Origin of the sequence: Prevotella sp. AM34-19LB (assembly GCF_003468525.1) — a bacterium.
Lineage (GTDB): Bacteria > Bacteroidota > Bacteroidia > Bacteroidales > Bacteroidaceae > Prevotella.
The window spans coordinates 50,268-67,574 of the sequence record NZ_QSIG01000007.1 but is presented as its reverse complement, the minus strand read 5'-3'; the positions used below and the strand labels follow the sequence as shown (position 1 = coordinate 67,574).

Sequence of the window (17,307 nt, the reverse complement as noted above, 5' to 3'; positions counted from 1 at the left end):
GTTAATATGATTAATACTTCTTGTTTTCCTTTTTTATTCTGCAGCCATTTCTGCAGCCATCTGCAGCTGACTCTCCTTCAGTTTTTTCTTTTCCTCATCCTGCACCTTGTAGGATGCATACTGGTAAGCCAGTGCGATGCCGAGCCAGGTGAGGGCATAGATGATGAGCAGGCTGGTGAGGGTGAAGACGAGGAAGAGGAGTGGGGTGAAATAGCCCGGTACGCCGAGCGGATCGCCCTGAAGTGCACCCAACTGTGAGTAGAGCTGGGCGATGATGAGGATGATGGTAGGCACGGCTGCGATAAAGGTGGCGATGCTACGATCATCATGCCCAGGAAGCAGGTCATGAGGAAGCCTCCGAAGTGGCGGAGGATGCGGACCAGCGATCTGCCTGGCTTGCGCTTTTCGCCCTGAGGGCAGAGCTGCTTGTGGGGCAGGAGATGCCAGAATGATACTGTCGCCATCACAAGGGTGGCTGCGTAGATGATGGTTTGCAATATGAATGAAGCCATCGGATTCGCTTCTCCCCAATCGTGAAGCGACTTGTTGGGGAGGAGAAAGTAAAGTACGATTGCCAGCAATACTGCGAAAGGTACGTGGGTAACCCAGGTCTGCTTGACGAGCGAACGGATATCGCTCGTTACGGTATTGTAGGATGCTTTCATGCAGGCAGTTATGCTGCGTTGCTTAAATAATTCATTTACTTCCATAGTTATAATGATTTAGTTCTTCTGAATTCAGAGCAGGTGATGGCTGTAGCGATAGCTACGTTCAGACTGTCGGCAGTGGCTCTTCCTTCCGGGAAGTTCGGGATGAGCAGTCTGTGGTTCACCTTCTTGGCAAGGGCGGGCGAAATGCCTTTTCCTTCGTTTCCCATCACGATGAGTCCCCGGTTTTCCAGCTGCTGCTGATAGATGTTGTCGCCATCGAGCAGGGTGCCATATACGGGTACATCTGCTGGCAATGACTCCACCAGAGCCAGCAGGTTGCCATATTCCACCTTCACTCTCGCTATGCTGCCCATCGTGGCCTGTACTACCTCGGGTTATACACGTCGGCAGTATCCTGACTGCAGTAGATGTGGGTGATGCCAAACCAGTCGGCAATGCGGATGATGGTGCCCAGGTTGCCCGGGTCTTGTACGCCATCGAGCGCCAGACTCAGTTCGTTGGTGTTAATAGAGTAATCTCCTGATGTTGCCTGTCCGAAAACAGCCAGCACCTGCTGCGGATGCTGCAGGAAGCTCACCTTCTTCAGCTCCTCCTCGGTCACCTCTATCACTTCTGTCTGAGCCGCAAGGTGCTTGCCGTGGAGCCACTCCTGGGTAGCCACAATGAGGTCGGCTGGTTGCAGGGCGAGCAGGTCATCTACTACCTTGAAACCTTCCGCCACGAACTTTCCTTCCTTGTTGCGGTTCTTCTTCAGTTCGAGCGAACGAATGTATTTTATCTTATTCTTGCTAATCATTTGTTGTTGTTTCTAATCTTTAATGGATGCAAAGGTAGCATAAAAAGCAGACAATACAAAATAAAAAGTGCTAAATATTTTGTATTTCCTTCGATTTACACTATCTTTGCAATCTAAAAGGATTAGATTCGTGAAAATACAGAAGATTTCAGTTCTCGCCCTGCCACTGGTTCTGGCTGGATGTTCTGCCAGCAAGTATGTGCAGGAGGGAGAGTATATATTAAATAAGGTGGAAGTGAAGAGCGACTCTGCGGAATATGATGCAGGGGCGCTCAAGCAGTATGTGCGACAGAAAGAGAAGCCGAAGCTCTTTGCACTCTTTAAAAACCCGTTCAGCAAGAAGCCCGTCATCTATGATTCCATCCAGGCTCGACTCACTTGCCAGGACCTGCTCACGGCGATGCAGAACCAGGGATTCCTGCACGCTGGCGTATCCCTCTATACTACCAAGCGGAAGAAAGCCCCGAAGCTGGATGCCACCTATCTGTTGCATCCCGGTGAGCCGTTCCTCATCGGCAAGGTGGAATATGACATTGAGGATAAGAACATACAGGATAGACTGCAGCTGGATAATCCTGATAACCAGATGCTGAAGCCGGGAATGCGTTTCACGGTAGAGGCGCTGGATAATGAGCGCAAGCGTATTTCCAATCTCCTTATTGATGATGGATACTTCCGCTTCAACAAGGATTTCATCCACTTTTCTGCTGATACCATCACGGGCAGGAAAGACATCGGCGTTACCCTGCATCTGATGAACTACAAGGCCAACAGTAATGCGCCGGAAACCCCGCACTCACGATACGAGATCAGGAAAATCAACTATCTCAGCAACGACAGCGACCGCATCCACCTGCGCCATCAGGTGCTCCTGAATGCCACTGCCCTGAAGGAGGGAAGTCCCTACAGCGCCTCTGACCTGCAACGTACGTATAATAATTTCGCACGCCTGCAGGCGGTGAAATATACCAATATCCGATTCGTGGAAGCTCCCGATAGCGGAAAGCTCGATTGCAATATCCAGATCAGCACCAACAAGCCTTCTACCATCTCCTTCCAGCCGGAAGGAACCAATACGGCTGGCGACCTGGGTGCTGCGGCTTCACTCACCTATACCAACAGAAACCTCTTCCGGGGTAGCGAACAGTTGAGTATCGAGCTGCGTGGTGCCTACGAGGCTATCACCGGACTGGAGGGCTATCAGGACCAGAACTATCAGGAGTATTCGATAGAGAGCAAGCTGGTGTTCCCACGCTTCGTGGCACCGCTGCTGTCTAAGAATTTCAGAAGAAGACAGACTGCCAATACGGAGTATTCGGTGGCCTGGGACCTCCAGAACCGTCCGGAGTTCCATCGTCGCGTCTTCTCCATGGCATGGCGCTACCGCTGGGCTGAACCCCGCCATCATCTCAACTGGCGATTCGACCTGCTCGACCTCAACTATGTGTATATGCCTTGGATTTCAGAGACTTTCAAACGTGACTATCTGGATGATGTAGATAACAGAAATGCCATCCTGCGCTATAACTACGAGGATATCTTCATCATGAAGATGGGATTCGGATTGACCTATAGCGATGGGGTAGATGCCTTCCGACTGAATGTAGAGTCTTCGGGTAATCTGCTCAGCGCATTCTCCAAGGCGCTGAATTTCAAGATAAATTCTCAGGGACAGCGTACCTTCATCAATATCGCCTATGCCCAGTATGCCAAGGCTGATTTCGACTACACCCATCTGGTGCGCTTCGACGACCGTAACGTGTTGGCGCTGCATGCAGGCATTGGCGTGGCGTATCCTTACGGCAACAGCAAGGTGCTGCCTTTCGAGAAACGGTATTTTTCGGGTGGTGCCAACTCGGTGAGAGGCTGGGGCGTAAGAGAGCTGGGACCTGGCGGATACAAGGGCAATGACGGGCGCATCGACTTCATCAACCAGACGGGTGATATGAAGCTCGACCTGAATGCCGAGTACCGCACCCCTTTGTTCTGGAAATTCGAGGTGCCCTGTTTGTGGATGCTGGTAATATCTGGACGCTCAGAAAATATGATGAGCAGCCTAACGGACAGTTTAAGTTAAATAAGTTCTACAAGCAGATTGCTGCGGCGTATGGTATGGGTCTGAGGTTGAACTTCGATTATTTCATCCTCCGATTCGATATGGGTATGAAGGCAATCAATCCTGCCTACGAGAGTGGGGATGAGCATTGGGCGATCATTCACCCAAAGCTCAGTCGTGATTTCGCCTTTCACTTCGCGGTAGGTTTACCATTCTAATCTTCCATACCCCGTTCTCGATACGCATCGGCAGGTGGAAGTCGGCCTCTTCTACGAGGTGGGCTTCCTGCCCGATGGTGTCCATCTGCAGAAAATTATATACGGTGATGCTGACGGTGGCGTTTGCTCCGTCGTCGCTGAAGTCGATGTCGTTGATTTCTACCGTGGCATCTTCAGCCTTGGCACGCAGCAGATCTACATCCGCCTGATGCACGTTGCTGGCAGCATAGCGTAGCCAGGGTTCCGAGCTCTGGGTGCAGTACTTCTGAGTCTTGGGGAACTGCCAGTTGAAGTAGTAGGTGGCGAATGAGTCAATGTCATTCTCCAGCTGATTTTCGTCACCCTGATGAGATTGGCATCCCGTAAGGGTGTAAACGCTTGTCAGTATGGCTGCTACGGCGATTGCCATACAGGATATTGTTTTCCTAATCATGTTTTCGAATTCTTAAAATTTCTATTTATTTGCTTATTTTGGGCACAAAGATAGTAAAAAACTTTGTAATAAGAATCTTTTTTGCTAACTTTGCAGGGAAAATAACAATTAAAATGCTAAAATTTATATCCTTTGGCAGTGGAAGCAGTGGCAACAGCTACTATCTTTACACTGAGACGGATTCGCTATTGATAGACGTAGGAGTAGGTATCAGAACCCTGAAGAAGCACTTCCATAACTATGGATTGCGCTTCGAGGATGTGCATCATATCCTCATTACCCATGACCACGCCGACCATGTAAAGTCGGTGGGGAGCTTGAGTACTGACTATCATCTACCAGTATATGCAACCCGTAAAGTTCATGCAGGTATCGAGCGCAACTATTGCGTCCGAAAGAAAATCGTGCCCAATCATGCGCACATCATAGAGAAAGGTGTGCCGTTCCTGGTGGGCGAGTTCAGGGTTACTCCGTTTGGGGTGCCTCACGACAGTACGGATAATGTGGGCTATTTCGTGGAACACGAGGGCGTCACTTTCTGTCTGATTACGGATGTGGGACACATCACGGAGGAGATTCAGGAGTTCATCGGCAAGGCGAACTATCTGGTGCTCGAATCGAACTATAGCGTGGAGATGCTTCAGGCAGGAAAATATCCTCAGTATCTGAAGGACAGAATCCTGGGACCGAACGGTCATCTCAGCAATGATGAGTGTGCCCATGCGCTTGCCGATTTCGCCACTCCGAGCCTCCGCCACGTATGGCTCTGCCATCTCAGCGAGGAGAATAATCATCCCGAACTGGCGAGAAAGACCGTTGAGCAGATTCTCAGGAGCAAGGGCATCGTTGCCGGAAAGGACTTCGAGCTGGAAGTGCTGAAGCGGAAGACGCCTAGCGAGATTTTTAAATTGGTGTAATAAAAGCAGTCTTCCAAATGCAGAAGACTGGCTTTTATGTTTCTGAGGGTGTGTTAAAAGTCCAAGACACACCCTCTTTTTTTGTTGCTTCATTGTTTTTCTTCATCGGATTACGCTGAGTTAACGGAACATTCTTGCTTCACGGATTACGCACGGAATTTAAACGGATTTGGCCTTACGGCCATTGGGCTAGCGCATTCGCATTCCAGCTTTAGGGGGTATCGCCACGACCGCCAGGTCGAGTTTCCGTTTAAAATCCGTGAGTAATCCGAGGAAGGCGGTTAAGGTTCCGTTTATTCCGCGTAATCCGATGAATAATGACACCCCCTCATCTTTCTAGATATTTATGTATCTATGTTTCAATCTTTCTAGATTTTATCCAATGCCTGCTTGATATCATCCAGAATATCCTCTACATCCTCAATACCTACCGAGAGGCGGATCAAGTCTGGAGCAACGCCTGCCTCCTTCAGCTGCTCGTCTGAAAGCTGACGGTGGGTGTGGCTGGCAGGGTGGAGCACGCAGGTGCGGGCATCTGCCACATGGGTTACGATGTTGATCATATCCAGTGAATCCATGAACTTGATGGCAGTCTCACGGTCGCCCTTCAATCCGAGGCGATGACGCCGCAGGTGCCGTTTGGCATGTACTTCTGGGCAAGGTCGTAATACTCGTCGCCCTTCAGTCCGCTATAGTGAACCCAAGCCACACGCTCATCATTCTGCAGGAACTCAGCCACCTTCTGTGCATTCTCGCAATGCTGGCGCATGCGCAGGTGCAGGCTCTGGAGACCCAGGTTCAGGATGAATGAGTTCATCGGAGCAGGGATGGAACCCAGATCGCGCATCAACTGTGCCACGAGCTTGGTGGTGTATCCCATCTTGCCGAAAGCCTTCACGTAGGTGAGTCCGTGGTAGCTCTCATCTGGTGTGCAGAGGCCAGGGAATTTTTCGGCATTCGCCATCCAGTCGAAGTTGCCGCTATCTACTACTACGCCGCCTACCTGCGATGCTGTACCGTCCATATACTTGGTGGTAGAGTGGGTAACGATGTCGGCACCCCACTCGAATGGGCGACAGTTGACAGGTGTGGCGAAGGTGTTATCTACGATGAGAGGCACGCCGTTCTTGTGAGCGATGCGGGCGAACTTCTCGATGTCGAGCACGGCGCAGCCCGGGTTGCTGATGGTTTCGCCGAACACTACCTTGGTGTTAGGGCGGAATGCCTCCTGGATTTCCTCCTCGCTGGCGTTAGGGTTTACGAAGGTGCACTCGATGCCGAGCTTCTTCAGGGTAACGCCGAAGAGATTGAAGGTGCCGCCGTAGATTTCGTTAGAGGTAACGATGTGGTCGCCAGCCTCGCAGATGTTGAATACGGCATAGAAGTTGGCAGCCTGACCGCTTGAGGTCAATACGGCACCCACGCCACCTTCGAGCTGAGCGATTTTCTTTGCCACAGCATCATTGGTAGGGTTCTGGAGTCGGGTATAGAAGTAGCCCTCCTTCTTCAGGTCGAAGAGCATCGCCATCTCCTCAGAGTTGTCATATTTGAATGTAGTACTCTGATAGATAGGCACTTCTATCGGCTCGCCGTTTTTCGGCTCATAGCCTCCCTGCACGCAGAGGGAAGCAACACGTAATTTCTTTTCCATTGTCGGTTATTCTTTTATTTTGTGTTGTTATAATTGTTCTTCTTTCTTTGTTGTTAACGCCCTGAAAGGGCAGAAGCTCTTAGCCCAGGGCATCGCCCTGGGTATTCAGGACGCAAGTCTGTCGCCCTGTAAGGGCAAAAGCTTTATTATTTCATGAAGACGAAATACACGGCAGCGATGAGGCAGACGAATGCGGCAAAGTGATTCCAATGCAGGCCCTGCCCCTGGAAGAGGAGGTTGGCGATGATGGCGAAGACGATGAGCGACACGCACTCTTGTATCACTTTGAGCTGTACCAGATTGAATGGACCGCCGTTGTCGATGAATCCGATGCGGTTGGCTGGTACCTGGCAGCAGTATTCGAAGAAGGCGATCGCCCAACTGAAGGCGATGACTCCGATGAGTGGCCAGTTGCTGCTGGTGCCCGTCTGCTGGAGTTTGAGATGTCCATACCATGCGAGCGTCATGAAGATGTTGCTCAGCACGAGGAGCAGGATAGTGTATATTCCGTTCATATTCTCTTATGTTTTTGATTTCTTAATTGATAAGATTTCTCTTATATTCTCTTATGTTCTTTGATGCTCTACATATATAATAATGTATAAGTGGCTGCAAAGATACACTTTTTCTCTTGAAAATGTATGGAAAATCAGGAAAATGCGCATGAAAAAGAAAAAAGTTGCCGAAAAATTTGGTGGTGTCAGAAAAAAGCAGTACCTTTGCAACCGCTTTTGAGAAATAACTCAAATGCCAAGCTTGCTGCACCCTTAGCTCAGTTGGTAGAGCAACTGACTCTTAATCAGTGGGTCTAGGGTTCGAATCCCTAAGGGTGTACAAAAAAGCTCCGAAGAAGTTCATCTTTCTTCGGAGCTTTTTTTGTTGTTGTAAAAAGAATAGGCATTGCTTTCAGCGATGCCTCTTTCTTTTGAATAGGCATTGCTTTCAGCGATGCTTTTGTCTACATTCAGGGCATTCTCCCTTGATGACGAAGGAGACGGAGTGGGGATAGAATCCTTCCGGCAATTCGAAGCTCGGAATATGGATATCCTCCATGCAGAACGAACGGTGGCATGATTCGCAGTAGAAATGAATATGACCATCATGATGATCACACTCTCCTTCCTCCTCACACACTTCGTAGTTCAATATCCCCCTTCCATCCTCGAAGGCATGAACGGCATCATGCTCCAGGAAGAGCGTCAGCGTGCGGAAGATGCTCGACTTATCCATCGACACCATCTTCTGCTCCAAATCCTTCAGACTCAGTGGATTCTGCTCATTCACCAGAGTCTTCATCACCAGTATGCGGTTGGAGGTGGGCTTGATGCCCTTCGCCTCCAGCTTATGGACAATCTCTTCTGTTTCCATCTTTTTTTCTTTTAAAATAAACTTAGAGTATCTGCATTTTTGCGCCAAACGACAGTCCGAAGACATCCCAGAAACCGGCATTGCCGTTGCGGTAGAACCGCATGAAATAGATATCATTCGTACTCAACTCATAGAAGAGCGTGAGGCTCTTCACGCGCTTGCGCCTGTTGTTCGGAATCTGATACGTAAACCGTTCGCCAAATCCCAGATTCGGGCGGATTCGGGTAGAGAAGGGATAATATCCGCTCTCGTATTTGGTAGGCTGCTTTGTCCAGAAATCGTGACCCAACACCGTGTTCAGGTACAGCGTGCACTCCAGAGGTTCAAACTGCCATCCCTTTCCCCAGTCCTTTCGCCAGGGAATGAAGTTCTCCTTCAGCGTGATTGTCATTTTTACTTCATCCGAATCATATTTCGGAACGATACCGAAGAGCAGATGCGTCTCCCACTGGCTTCGCTTGCCGTAGTCCCATCCGATACCCAGCGAGATGATACCCATGTTGCCGCAGCTCTGTATCACGCTCTGCGTAGGCATCAGCACATCCCAGTGCTTGCGATAGCGGAGGATGCGCCTGTCGTATCGGGTGAGTGAATCTTTTTCTGAACTCTCCTTTCCTAAATTCTCCTTTCCTAACCCCTCCTCGCCGGCGCTTGCCGTTGTGCTTGCCGATAGCAGGAGGATCGCCCATATACTGAACTTAAAAATCGATGACTTCAACATGATAATCCTTTGGTGTGATGGTGAAAATGTAATATTGACGGAAGTGTACGCTGCTTGCCATATAGAACAGGGTGCCGTTGTTGTAAAGGTCTTCCTGCCTAGTATGATGACCGTGACCGTCCAGGCAGAACAGCAGGCGAGGGAAGTCGTGGATGTAATAATTGAATACCTTCGCTACGTTGTTGTAAAACTGCTCGGAGTAGGGAGGTGCATGCATGCATACCACGGTGCGGTCGAAGTCGAGCGAATCGGCAGAGCGTTCCGCCTCCATGAAGTCGAAGTTGGGCACCGGACGGGAGTAGTCGTACTCGATGGCATTGGTGTTGAGGCATACGAACTTCACCTTTCCGGCGATGAAGCTGAAGTCGGGGTTGCCGTAGATGACCTCATAGGTCTGGTTGCCCGTGCCCAGACAGTCGTGATTGCCCAGCAGCACTACCGAGGCATCTGCAGTTTCTGCATTCTTTCTCGTGTCCACTTCATTTCGCGGGTAGCGCCGAAGTCGGAGATGTCGCCGCAGTGAATCACGAAGTCGATGCTGTCCTTGCGTCTGTTGATATCCTTTACGGCATCCGCAAGGTCATCGAGCCACTGGTGGCTGTCGCTGATCACGGCAAAGCGGATGGTGTCCTTGCTCTTCACCGCCTGCTCTATCTTCTGTATGTTCTTGGCATTCAGGTCGGTTTCGCCCTTAATGCGAACATCGTAAGGGTGAACGTCGAATACGGTATCGCAGCCCGTAAGGAGTAGGGCGGCGATACAGACAAGTAGATAAATTTTGATGTGAGATTTCATATCTTATACCTTATTTTAAATACATATTCATATTCTAGTCTATTTGATATTCTAGTCTATCTGATATTTCAGCCTGTTTGATATTCCAGGCTATTGATTTCGCGTGCAAAGTTACAAAAAAAACTTGAATAAAAATGAGGTTTTTACAAAAAGACCATTTTTAAGGAGAAAAAGATAAAAAAGAAGGTGCGCCAGATTCACTTCCTTGTGATCTGGCACACCTTGATGATTTTAGAGCTCTACATTGTTTTTAGAGACTTACGTTGTCGTCGCCTCCTCCGCCTTCGGTAGTGCCGCCACCCTGGCTGGAATCACCTCCCTGGTTGGTTCCGCCACCTTCCTGCGAAGTTCCACCGCCCTGCGAAGTGCCTCCGCCCTGGGTGGTGTCACCCTTGTTGTCGCCCTCGCCGGAGTTCTCCTTGTCGGCAGAGGTAACCTGCTTCACGATCTTGCCGTTGCGGTCGTAGCAGGTGATGTTGACGCTGGTCTTGGCGAGCTCCTCCTTGATGTCGGCGTTAGGCACGAAGATGATGTAGCGGCGGTTGATGAGCGAAGAGCTCACCTTGTTCACATCCTCCACGGCGGTAGAGTTCAGACCGAATCGGAGTGAACCGAGACCCGGCACTGCCACAGAGTGACCCTCGGTGGCCCATGCGGTGATGACTGCTCCGATGGCGCCCCAGGCAGCGTTGATTACCTGCTTGGCGAGTCCGCTGCGTACGGCAGCTTCCTCGATAACCTTACTCTGGGTAAGCTGACCATAGAGGTCTGCCTGCATAACGTATGCCCACTTCTGCTTACCCTTCTCAAAAGCGACGTTGCGCTCGATAGCTTTTACTTTGATACCCATAATTCAAATAGTTTTTAAAGTGAATAATTTAAATTTCAATAAACTCGATTTTAGTGGTTAATTCAGTTTCAGTCTAGCTCGATATCGTGAAAGATTCGAGCACTACATGCAGCTCGTAACTCCGAGTGATGTGCAGAGTGCAGTGAGTACAGTCACGATGATCTGCAGAATTGATTTCCATGTTTCCTTTTTCATTTTTGTTCATTCCTTTCTTTTTTAGTGAATAATCCAGTTTCTGTATCGGGCATCCCCTCCCTGCAGTTCCGCGGTATCCTGTCCGGCAGAGAGCCCCATCAATGAGTTTCATTGACGATGCAAAGATACAACATTTTTGGGCGAAATGCAATAGTTGTCCCGGCATTTGAATCGGCTTGTCCCGGCAGTTGTGATGTGAGGCATGAAATCCCCTTCGATAGAGCTGCCGTTTCCTGCGTCCCGACGCAGGAAATATTACGTCCCGACGCAGGAATTGCTACGTGGCGACGCAGGAAAAGGGGCGAGGAGGGGAGAGGGATGCTTTTCTGCCCCCTGGCAGAAAAGGTCAAAAGGTCAAAAGGTCAAAAGGTCAAAAGGTCAAAAGGTCAAAAGGTCAAAAGGTCAAAAGGTCAAAAGGTCAAAAGTGACTTTTGGGATTATCCTTTTTTTTAGTGGAAGCCTGGAAGAGAGATAGTCTGCTAGGTCTTCTGTAAGAGAATAGAGCTTATGATGATAGGATGATAGAAGATTCTATATATTATTATTGTATGCGCGCGTACATTATATAATGGTTTATTATTAATAATAGCATCTCTCATTAAGTCTTTAGGAATATCATCCTCCATCTGTTCATATTGCAAAAGGTCAAATGTGACTTTTGACCTTTTGACCTTTTGACCTTTTCGGCATCTTCCATCTCATCTTCCGTCTCATCTCATCTTCTCAATCCTTTCCCTTTTTTTTATTCCTTCTGCTGGCTTTTTTCTTTCAATTTTCATGTTCCTGCATTAAAAAGTAAGCGAAAAAACAGAGTGGATGGAAAAATATCGCTGATAACGCAAAATAACTGGAAAAATGTTTGGTGGTCTTGGCGAAATTCCGTACCTTTGTAGCTAATAAACTCCTAAGCAAATGATAAAATCATTAGACCTACCTCGAGAACTCATTTATATGGGCAAAGGGGAAAATGGATATGAAAAGTACATGGCTGACGACCCTACTGGCATCAACCACGTGTTGGATGAGTTGTATGGTGTCGTCTTCAATGAAGCTTCTGCTGTCTTGAGCTTTGACGAACCAGACATCTACTTCGATTGTGCCTATGAACTGGCGATAAGAATGAGGCTGCAGAAGTATCCTCACCGCTATCTTAAACCGATAGATGTGGAGAATGCTGTAAGGGCTAGGGTAGCTGAACTTCTCGGACAGGAAAGTCGCCCGGATAAGTCGGATGACTGCAGACTTATCTGCTGGTTAGGCTATGCCATCATCCGGTTGCAGGGAGACAATTCTGAATATCTGAAGGATTTTGCGGATAATCTGCTGGAGTATCTTGTAGATTGGCAGTCTTGCAGCACTTATCATTATACAAGGGATATTGATGAGCTGCTGGATGAATTCATCGAAAAGGAAGGGAATATCCGTAATCGCAATCTCGATCCTCAGCCTATGCCTGTAGAAGAGCTTTGCGCCAGAAAGGATTTCCAGATTTCTTTCCGTAAGAAGCTATGCGAGCTAGACCTCATTTCCCTGCTTAAGATTTACAGGGACGCTCAGTCGCAGGCTAAATTCCACGAATTCCTGGTCCTCAACCATGTCACTAATCCTGATGATTATCATTTAAGAGCAAGAATCGAGGAGGGTGAATTTTCCGGGCTTTCTGCTGGCAAGGCGGATACCTATGAGGAGAAATTCAAGGTGGCTATGCAGGAGATAGAACTGCTCAGGCAGCAGAACAAGCAGCTGATCGAGATCTTGACTGACCTGAAAGAGAAATATGCCCCGGATGATCCACCAGGTAATGACTTTTCTGAATTTAAACTGCATCGGTTCAATTTCACGGATAAGGATGCCCAGCTCATGAAGGAAAACGTAGGGAAGGATTTCACCTTTTCCTTCACCGGTAAGGACATTGATGAAGGCTTTGTCCTGGGTTTGAGTACTAAAATGATTGGTCTCTTCTGTGATCTGGGCAATATGGTGATTGATCCGAGAGAAATTGATGATGAACTCTATCCGGGAGCTAAGCGACTGCTGGAAATCTTTTTCGATTCTAAGCAGTTCTTGGAACAGTTTGGTGATCAGGACCTGAGTGAATACGGCAAGCTGTTGAGAAATTGCGACAAGCTGAGAAAACAGCATAGGGAAGAGCAGGAACAGGAGAAAAACGCGCAGCAGCAGAATATGCAGCTGATGCAGGCGGGTGTGGCAGATGCCAAGAATGTGACCATCATCAATGGCAACAAGATAGAGCGCAGCTATGGTACCAACTACAATCTGGAGTCGGGGGCTAGTGTGGTGGCTGATGAAGGCATGCCCACTAAAAAGCTGCAGGCAGTTCTGACCATGGCAGATGGGCTCGGAGAACTTTCAAACAAGGAGATACCGTTCGAACTCGAGATTCAGGCAAATTCGCTGGATCCCAACATTCAGGTGACTCCTATCAATCCGGACAACGTGTATATATCAAGCAGACCTGCGAAAGGAGGCAAGCGATGAACATATACAACAACCATAACTATGGCGATAACTATACCCTGCAGGCTGGCGCCACGGTGGTAGCCAAAAGCGGGCTGGAGGAGGCCTTGGCACGTGAGCGAATCTACGATGAGCTGGAGCGGCAGGCCGAGCAGCAGGGGATGACGCTGGAAGAGTGGCTGGCGATGCAGAAGCACAGGAATCAGCACAAGGACCAGCATCAAGACCTGCACATGGACAGGAATCGGCATCAGGAAGCGGCTGCAGAAACGTGGCTGCAGAAATCCAAGGAGGAAAGGATAAGGATAGCCTTCGAACAGATGAAGACCGAGAAATGCCAGGGGCGTACAGCCAACTATTTCGGCAGGAGAGTGGGCTATCAGTATGCCTTCATCCTTGCCCTGATGAGAGCGAAGGACGAGAGGTATGGTCTGCCATATGTGGAGACTACCAATGAATTCCTCACCTATCTCAAGGAATATGTGGGGGTGAAGGATCTTCCTTCTGAGGACACCATCGGCAGGCGCCTTACCCGCATTTCGGGTAGATACCCCGACTGGAGAATCGAGGATGGCAACCAGATGGATATCCTGGAGGCGCAGCATGTGGCGCAGAGATTCCTTTCTATCTATATGAAAGGCGTTTAAAAAAGAGTTTTGATTAGATTATTAGATATAAAACTGAATTAACGGATAGAAAGACTGTAGTTTTAGGATAATAGAGCGGGCTTCTTGCCCGCTTTTTTTGTGCCTATGCGGCAAAGTGTGCGGCAGGTTATGCGGATTATGCGGCACAGTATGCGGCAACCCATTTCAGCTATTGATTTCCCTTCCTGGATTTTGTATCTTTGCATCAGAAAAAACAATTTAATTATGCAGAAGAACGAGAATTCTTTGCAGCCCGACAATCTCCAGGAGATTGCAGCCGCCCAGCTTTCCAATCCTCAGGCTGGCGAAGGAAAAGAGGATGAATTCATCATGCTGCCCTGGCAGAACAAGGCGCATCGTCTGCCCAAGCCCAAGGACCTGCCACCCGTGTTCCGTGAACTGGTGGGCAATGCTCCCGAGGTGCTCCGTACACTGGTATTCGTGGCTTGTGCTCCGGCTCTCGGAACCTACGCTCCACGTCTGAGATTCCAGTATGTGTACGACCAGACACCATCCACCTGCCTCCTGCAAGTGATAGTCTGCGGCGACCAGAGCTCAGGAAAATCATTTGCCAGATACGTGCAGCAGATTATCATGCAGAAACTCATCGACAGGGATAGCGAGCAGAGAAGAACGGAGCAGAAGTATAATGAAATGAAGAGAAGAAAAGGAAAAAAGGATGGACAATTGCCTCCGGAACCGAAGACAGATATTGTAAACCTTCCTCCTAGCGTAAGTATCACCATGCTGATGAAGCGTGCCGATGCACCGGTAGTGAAATATGGCGCACCCAGAACACTCTTCATGTTTGCCGATGAACTCTCCACCATCACCCAGTCGAACAAGCGAGCCTTTTCCGACCTGAAGCAGATTATGAAGACTGCCTACGATTTGGGCTCTACCTATGGTCAGGATTATCTGAGCGAAACTTCCTACAGCACCGTGGTGGATGTGCTGCTCAACTGTCTCTTCTGCGGAACGCCTGCCGCCATCGACCGCTATATGGACAAGAATGCCATCGAGGGTGGTAACATCACCCGCACCATCCTCTGCCAGTTGGAGAGTCATATCGGCGATGAGCCGCCTACACTCAAGGTCATCACGCCAGCACAGCAGCAAGTAATCGACCATACCATCGAGCAGCTGATGGCAGCCACCTATCAGGACGAAACAACGATGCAGCCCGAGGTAATGCTCGATACCCAATGGCTGGAATCTGCCATCACCAAATGGTGTGGTGAGCGCCGTGTAGAGGCGCTCAAATCCTGCTCCAAGGCACTCGATGTGTTCTACAAGCGCAGCTCCGTATCAGCCTTCCGCATCGCCTGCCTCTGCCAGTATCTCTATCAGCTGGAGGGAAAGAAGGACGAGAAAACTATCCACAAATGGGTGAAGCAGATTTATCTTGCCATGGCCGACTATACCCTCTATAATATGATCTCAAAATGGGGTGCGGTGTATGAGCAGATCAATGCCGACCATGTGGTTACGGATTACCGTCCGAGCCATCTCTTCGAGAACCTCCCTTCTGAGTTTACCCGCGACCTGCTCAAGGTAACCCTGGAGCATCTGGAGCAGAAGACACCTGCCAAGAACGTGATTTCACGCTGGGTGAAATTGGGATGGATAGAGAAGGTTGACAAGAATCAGTTCCGCAAACTCAAGCAGTAGGTTTCTTCCTGAAGCTCGTGTTTCTGTACTTCAACTACTGCTTTTAGTAGATATGATAATATCAAGAACTATAATGAGATAAACTATGATAGATAAAGTAATGATAGAAAAGCTTCGCTCCCTGCCGATAGAGCAGGTTGCCGATGCGTTGGGAATGGGATTGCGATGGCATAATGCCATCTGCCCCTTCCATAACGATTCTCATCCGAGCCTTCATTTCTCAACCTCTCACAATACGTATCATTGCTACGTATGTGGCAAGCATGGGGGCACCATCGACCTCGTGATGCACAGGATGAATCTCAATTTTCATGATGCCTGCTGCTGGCTTGCACAGGCATTCGGACTCTATATTGAGGATGACGGAAGAACAGGCAATCGTGGTTGCAGATATGAAAACTCTGCTGGCAGATTCGCAGATGTGAAGCCCAGAAAGGTGCTGCCTATGGAGCCATCTCGCCCCGTTGCTGTAGATACGGAATACCTCAATCTCTACGTGTCGCATCCTGTGCTCAATGCCGAGGCAGAACACTTCCTGCTGGAAGAGCGAAGGTTGAGAAGAGAAGTCATCGAGTGGTGCCATGTTTCGAGTATCTCGGAGCCTACTCCGTGCAGAAGATTCGGCAAGCCATTCTATGATGCGCCCTCCCTGCTCATTCCTTATTATACCCGGGAAGGGAGGTTGCTCTCCGTGCAGAGCCGCTACCTGGGTACTGATGAAAAAGGGGCTGGGGGCAAGCAGGCTGCACGAGCCAAGGGGGTAGCGAGGTTCAAGTTTCCCAAGGGTTCGGAGTGCCATGTTTACAATCTTCAGATACTTAACTGGGTGTCGCCCGGCGAGCCTCTTTTCATCACGGAAGGCTGTACGGATTGCTGGGCGATGATGAGTGCCGGGCATAAGGCGATAGCCATTCCATCAGCCACCTTGCTGAAGGAAGAGGATCTTCGCCCCTTGCAGGACTTGAATCTCCATATCTTCCCTGATGCCGATGAACCTGGAGAGCGACTGTATCTGCAGTTGAAGGATCTGTTGCCGCAGCTGGTTCGTCATCAGTTGCCTAAAGGATGTAAGGACTTTTCGGAGTATTATATCCGCCTTGTAGGTAATAATTAAAAATAGACATTTAATAATAATCATTTAAAATAATATTGCTATGTTGAATTTGTATGTTGAAAGAATGATTTGTGAGCGTGGTACCATTATGGGGTTGCTCAAGGCTGAGAATGTGAACGATAGTGAGTTTGATGAGCAGGTGAAGGTATGCGGCACCGTAGAGCGTGAGGCAGATTGTCTTCCGGCAGGAAAGTATCGTGTGTGCATTGGCAAGTGCATCTATCACCGTCGCAAGATGCCGTTTCTGGTTCCGATGGATTCCTCCCAGTGTGAGCTATGCTGCAAGGCGCGTCATTCTCATGAGTTTGGCGATATTTCAGCTTTCTCTTCCCTGCCATGTGCGATGATTCAGCCGGGCAACGGTCCGTTTACGATGAGCCGTGGCAGCATCCTGGTGGGCGAGGTTCATGCTCCCGGCTATGTATTGAAGAGCCAGCCGCTTTTCACCACCCTCTACGAGCGCATCAAGAAGGCGGTGTGGCGAGGCAACGTAGTAACGCTGGAGATCAAGGAGGTGTAGGCAGGAGAAGGATGCTTTTGTTATAATACAGTAAGTATTGTAGTAGAATAGCTGATGATATTGTAAAAGAAAAAGTAGTTGTTGCGGTAAGAGGCAACAACTGCTTTTCTATTGTCAGAACCATCAAATATCCCAGAAAATACACTTTTTCGATGATAACAAATGTTAAATCATACACTTTTTCGAGGATAAGGTTGATTTATGCT

The 17,307-nt window shown here is 48.9% G+C and carries 13 protein-coding genes, 1 tRNA gene and 4 pseudogenes; 8 read left to right on the top strand and 10 right to left on the bottom strand.

The genetic code is table 11. The features are described 5' to 3' along the window. Positions 1-33: 33 nt before the first annotated feature. A complete protein-coding gene (locus tag DW830_RS15645) occupies positions 34-531 on the bottom strand; it encodes a hypothetical protein (RefSeq protein ID WP_147487190.1) in 498 nt (165 codons plus the stop codon). Between the two features lie 181 nt (positions 532-712). After that, positions 713-1,467, bottom strand: a pseudogene (locus DW830_RS03710) (RNA methyltransferase). Positions 1,468-1,597: 130 nt separating this feature from the next. Between DW830_RS03710 and DW830_RS03705 the strand changes: the two are divergent. Beyond that, positions 1,598-3,741 (top strand): annotated as a pseudogene (locus DW830_RS03705) (BamA/TamA family outer membrane protein). Here DW830_RS03705 and DW830_RS03700 read toward each other — a convergent pair. Continuing rightward, positions 3,695-4,150: a hypothetical protein gene (locus tag DW830_RS03700; protein ID WP_119248913.1), complete on the bottom strand. Its 456-nt coding sequence runs from the start codon at positions 4,148-4,150 to the stop codon at positions 3,695-3,697. The pseudogene DW830_RS03705 and the gene DW830_RS03700 overlap by 47 nt on opposite strands. 137 nt (positions 4,151-4,287) lie before the next feature. Between DW830_RS03700 and DW830_RS03695 the strand changes: the two genes are divergently transcribed. Further along, a complete protein-coding gene (locus DW830_RS03695; protein WP_119248912.1) occupies positions 4,288-5,091 on the top strand; it encodes an MBL fold metallo-hydrolase in 804 nt (267 codons plus the stop codon). A gap of 368 nt (positions 5,092-5,459) precedes the next feature. On the opposite strand, the pseudogene DW830_RS03690 reads toward DW830_RS03695, so the two are convergent. Beyond that, positions 5,460-6,742, bottom strand: a pseudogene (locus DW830_RS03690) (O-acetylhomoserine aminocarboxypropyltransferase/cysteine synthase family protein). A 146-nt stretch (positions 6,743-6,888) separates the two neighbouring features. Next, complete coding sequence (locus DW830_RS03685; protein WP_089545349.1) at positions 6,889-7,257, bottom strand: DMT family protein; 369 nt, start codon at positions 7,255-7,257, stop codon at positions 6,889-6,891. A 246-nt stretch (positions 7,258-7,503) separates the two neighbouring features. Between DW830_RS03685 and DW830_RS03680 the strand changes: the two genes are divergently transcribed. Then, positions 7,504-7,576 (top strand) — tRNA-Lys (locus tag DW830_RS03680). A gap of 108 nt (positions 7,577-7,684) precedes the next feature. Here the strand turns inward: DW830_RS03680 and DW830_RS03675 are convergent. The 5 genes and pseudogenes from DW830_RS03675 to DW830_RS15750 form a co-directional block, all read right to left on the bottom strand. Next, positions 7,685-8,110 (bottom strand): Fur family transcriptional regulator, encoded by a 426-nt coding sequence (locus DW830_RS03675; RefSeq protein ID WP_119248911.1) that lies wholly within the window; start codon positions 8,108-8,110, stop codon positions 7,685-7,687. A 22-nt stretch (positions 8,111-8,132) separates the two neighbouring features. Then, a complete protein-coding gene (locus DW830_RS03670; protein WP_119248910.1) occupies positions 8,133-8,831 on the bottom strand; it encodes a hypothetical protein in 699 nt (232 codons plus the stop codon). Then, a pseudogene (locus DW830_RS03665) lies at positions 8,809-9,626 on the bottom strand (metallophosphoesterase). The gene DW830_RS03670 and the pseudogene DW830_RS03665 overlap by 23 nt, the downstream one beginning before the upstream one ends. A gap of 250 nt (positions 9,627-9,876) precedes the next feature. Next, positions 9,877-10,476 (bottom strand): DNA-binding protein, encoded by a 600-nt coding sequence (locus tag DW830_RS03660; protein ID WP_119248909.1) that lies wholly within the window; start codon positions 10,474-10,476, stop codon positions 9,877-9,879. A gap of 102 nt (positions 10,477-10,578) precedes the next feature. Then, complete coding sequence (locus DW830_RS15750; protein WP_158573427.1) at positions 10,579-10,671, bottom strand: smalltalk protein; 93 nt, start codon at positions 10,669-10,671, stop codon at positions 10,579-10,581. Positions 10,672-11,622: 951 nt separating this feature from the next. Here DW830_RS15750 and DW830_RS03650 point away from each other — a divergent pair. From DW830_RS03650 to DW830_RS03630, 5 genes are all read left to right on the top strand, one after another. After that, entirely contained in the window at positions 11,623-13,170 is a 1,548-nt protein-coding gene (locus DW830_RS03650) for a hypothetical protein (RefSeq protein WP_147487189.1), read from the top strand. Beyond that, entirely contained in the window at positions 13,167-13,796 is a 630-nt protein-coding gene (locus tag DW830_RS03645) for a hypothetical protein (protein ID WP_119248906.1), read from the top strand. Before DW830_RS03650 ends, DW830_RS03645 begins: the two co-directional genes overlap by 4 nt. Positions 13,797-14,021: 225 nt before the next feature. Continuing rightward, a complete protein-coding gene (locus DW830_RS03640) occupies positions 14,022-15,467 on the top strand; it encodes a DUF3987 domain-containing protein (protein ID WP_158573426.1) in 1,446 nt (481 codons plus the stop codon). Positions 15,468-15,552: 85 nt separating this feature from the next. Continuing rightward, a complete protein-coding gene (locus tag DW830_RS03635; RefSeq protein ID WP_119248904.1) occupies positions 15,553-16,581 on the top strand; it encodes a CHC2 zinc finger domain-containing protein in 1,029 nt (342 codons plus the stop codon). 40 nt (positions 16,582-16,621) lie between these two features. After that, positions 16,622-17,101, top strand: a complete 480-nt coding sequence (locus DW830_RS03630) for a hypothetical protein (RefSeq protein WP_147487187.1) — start codon at positions 16,622-16,624, stop codon at positions 17,099-17,101. The last annotated feature ends 206 nt before the right edge of the window (positions 17,102-17,307 follow it).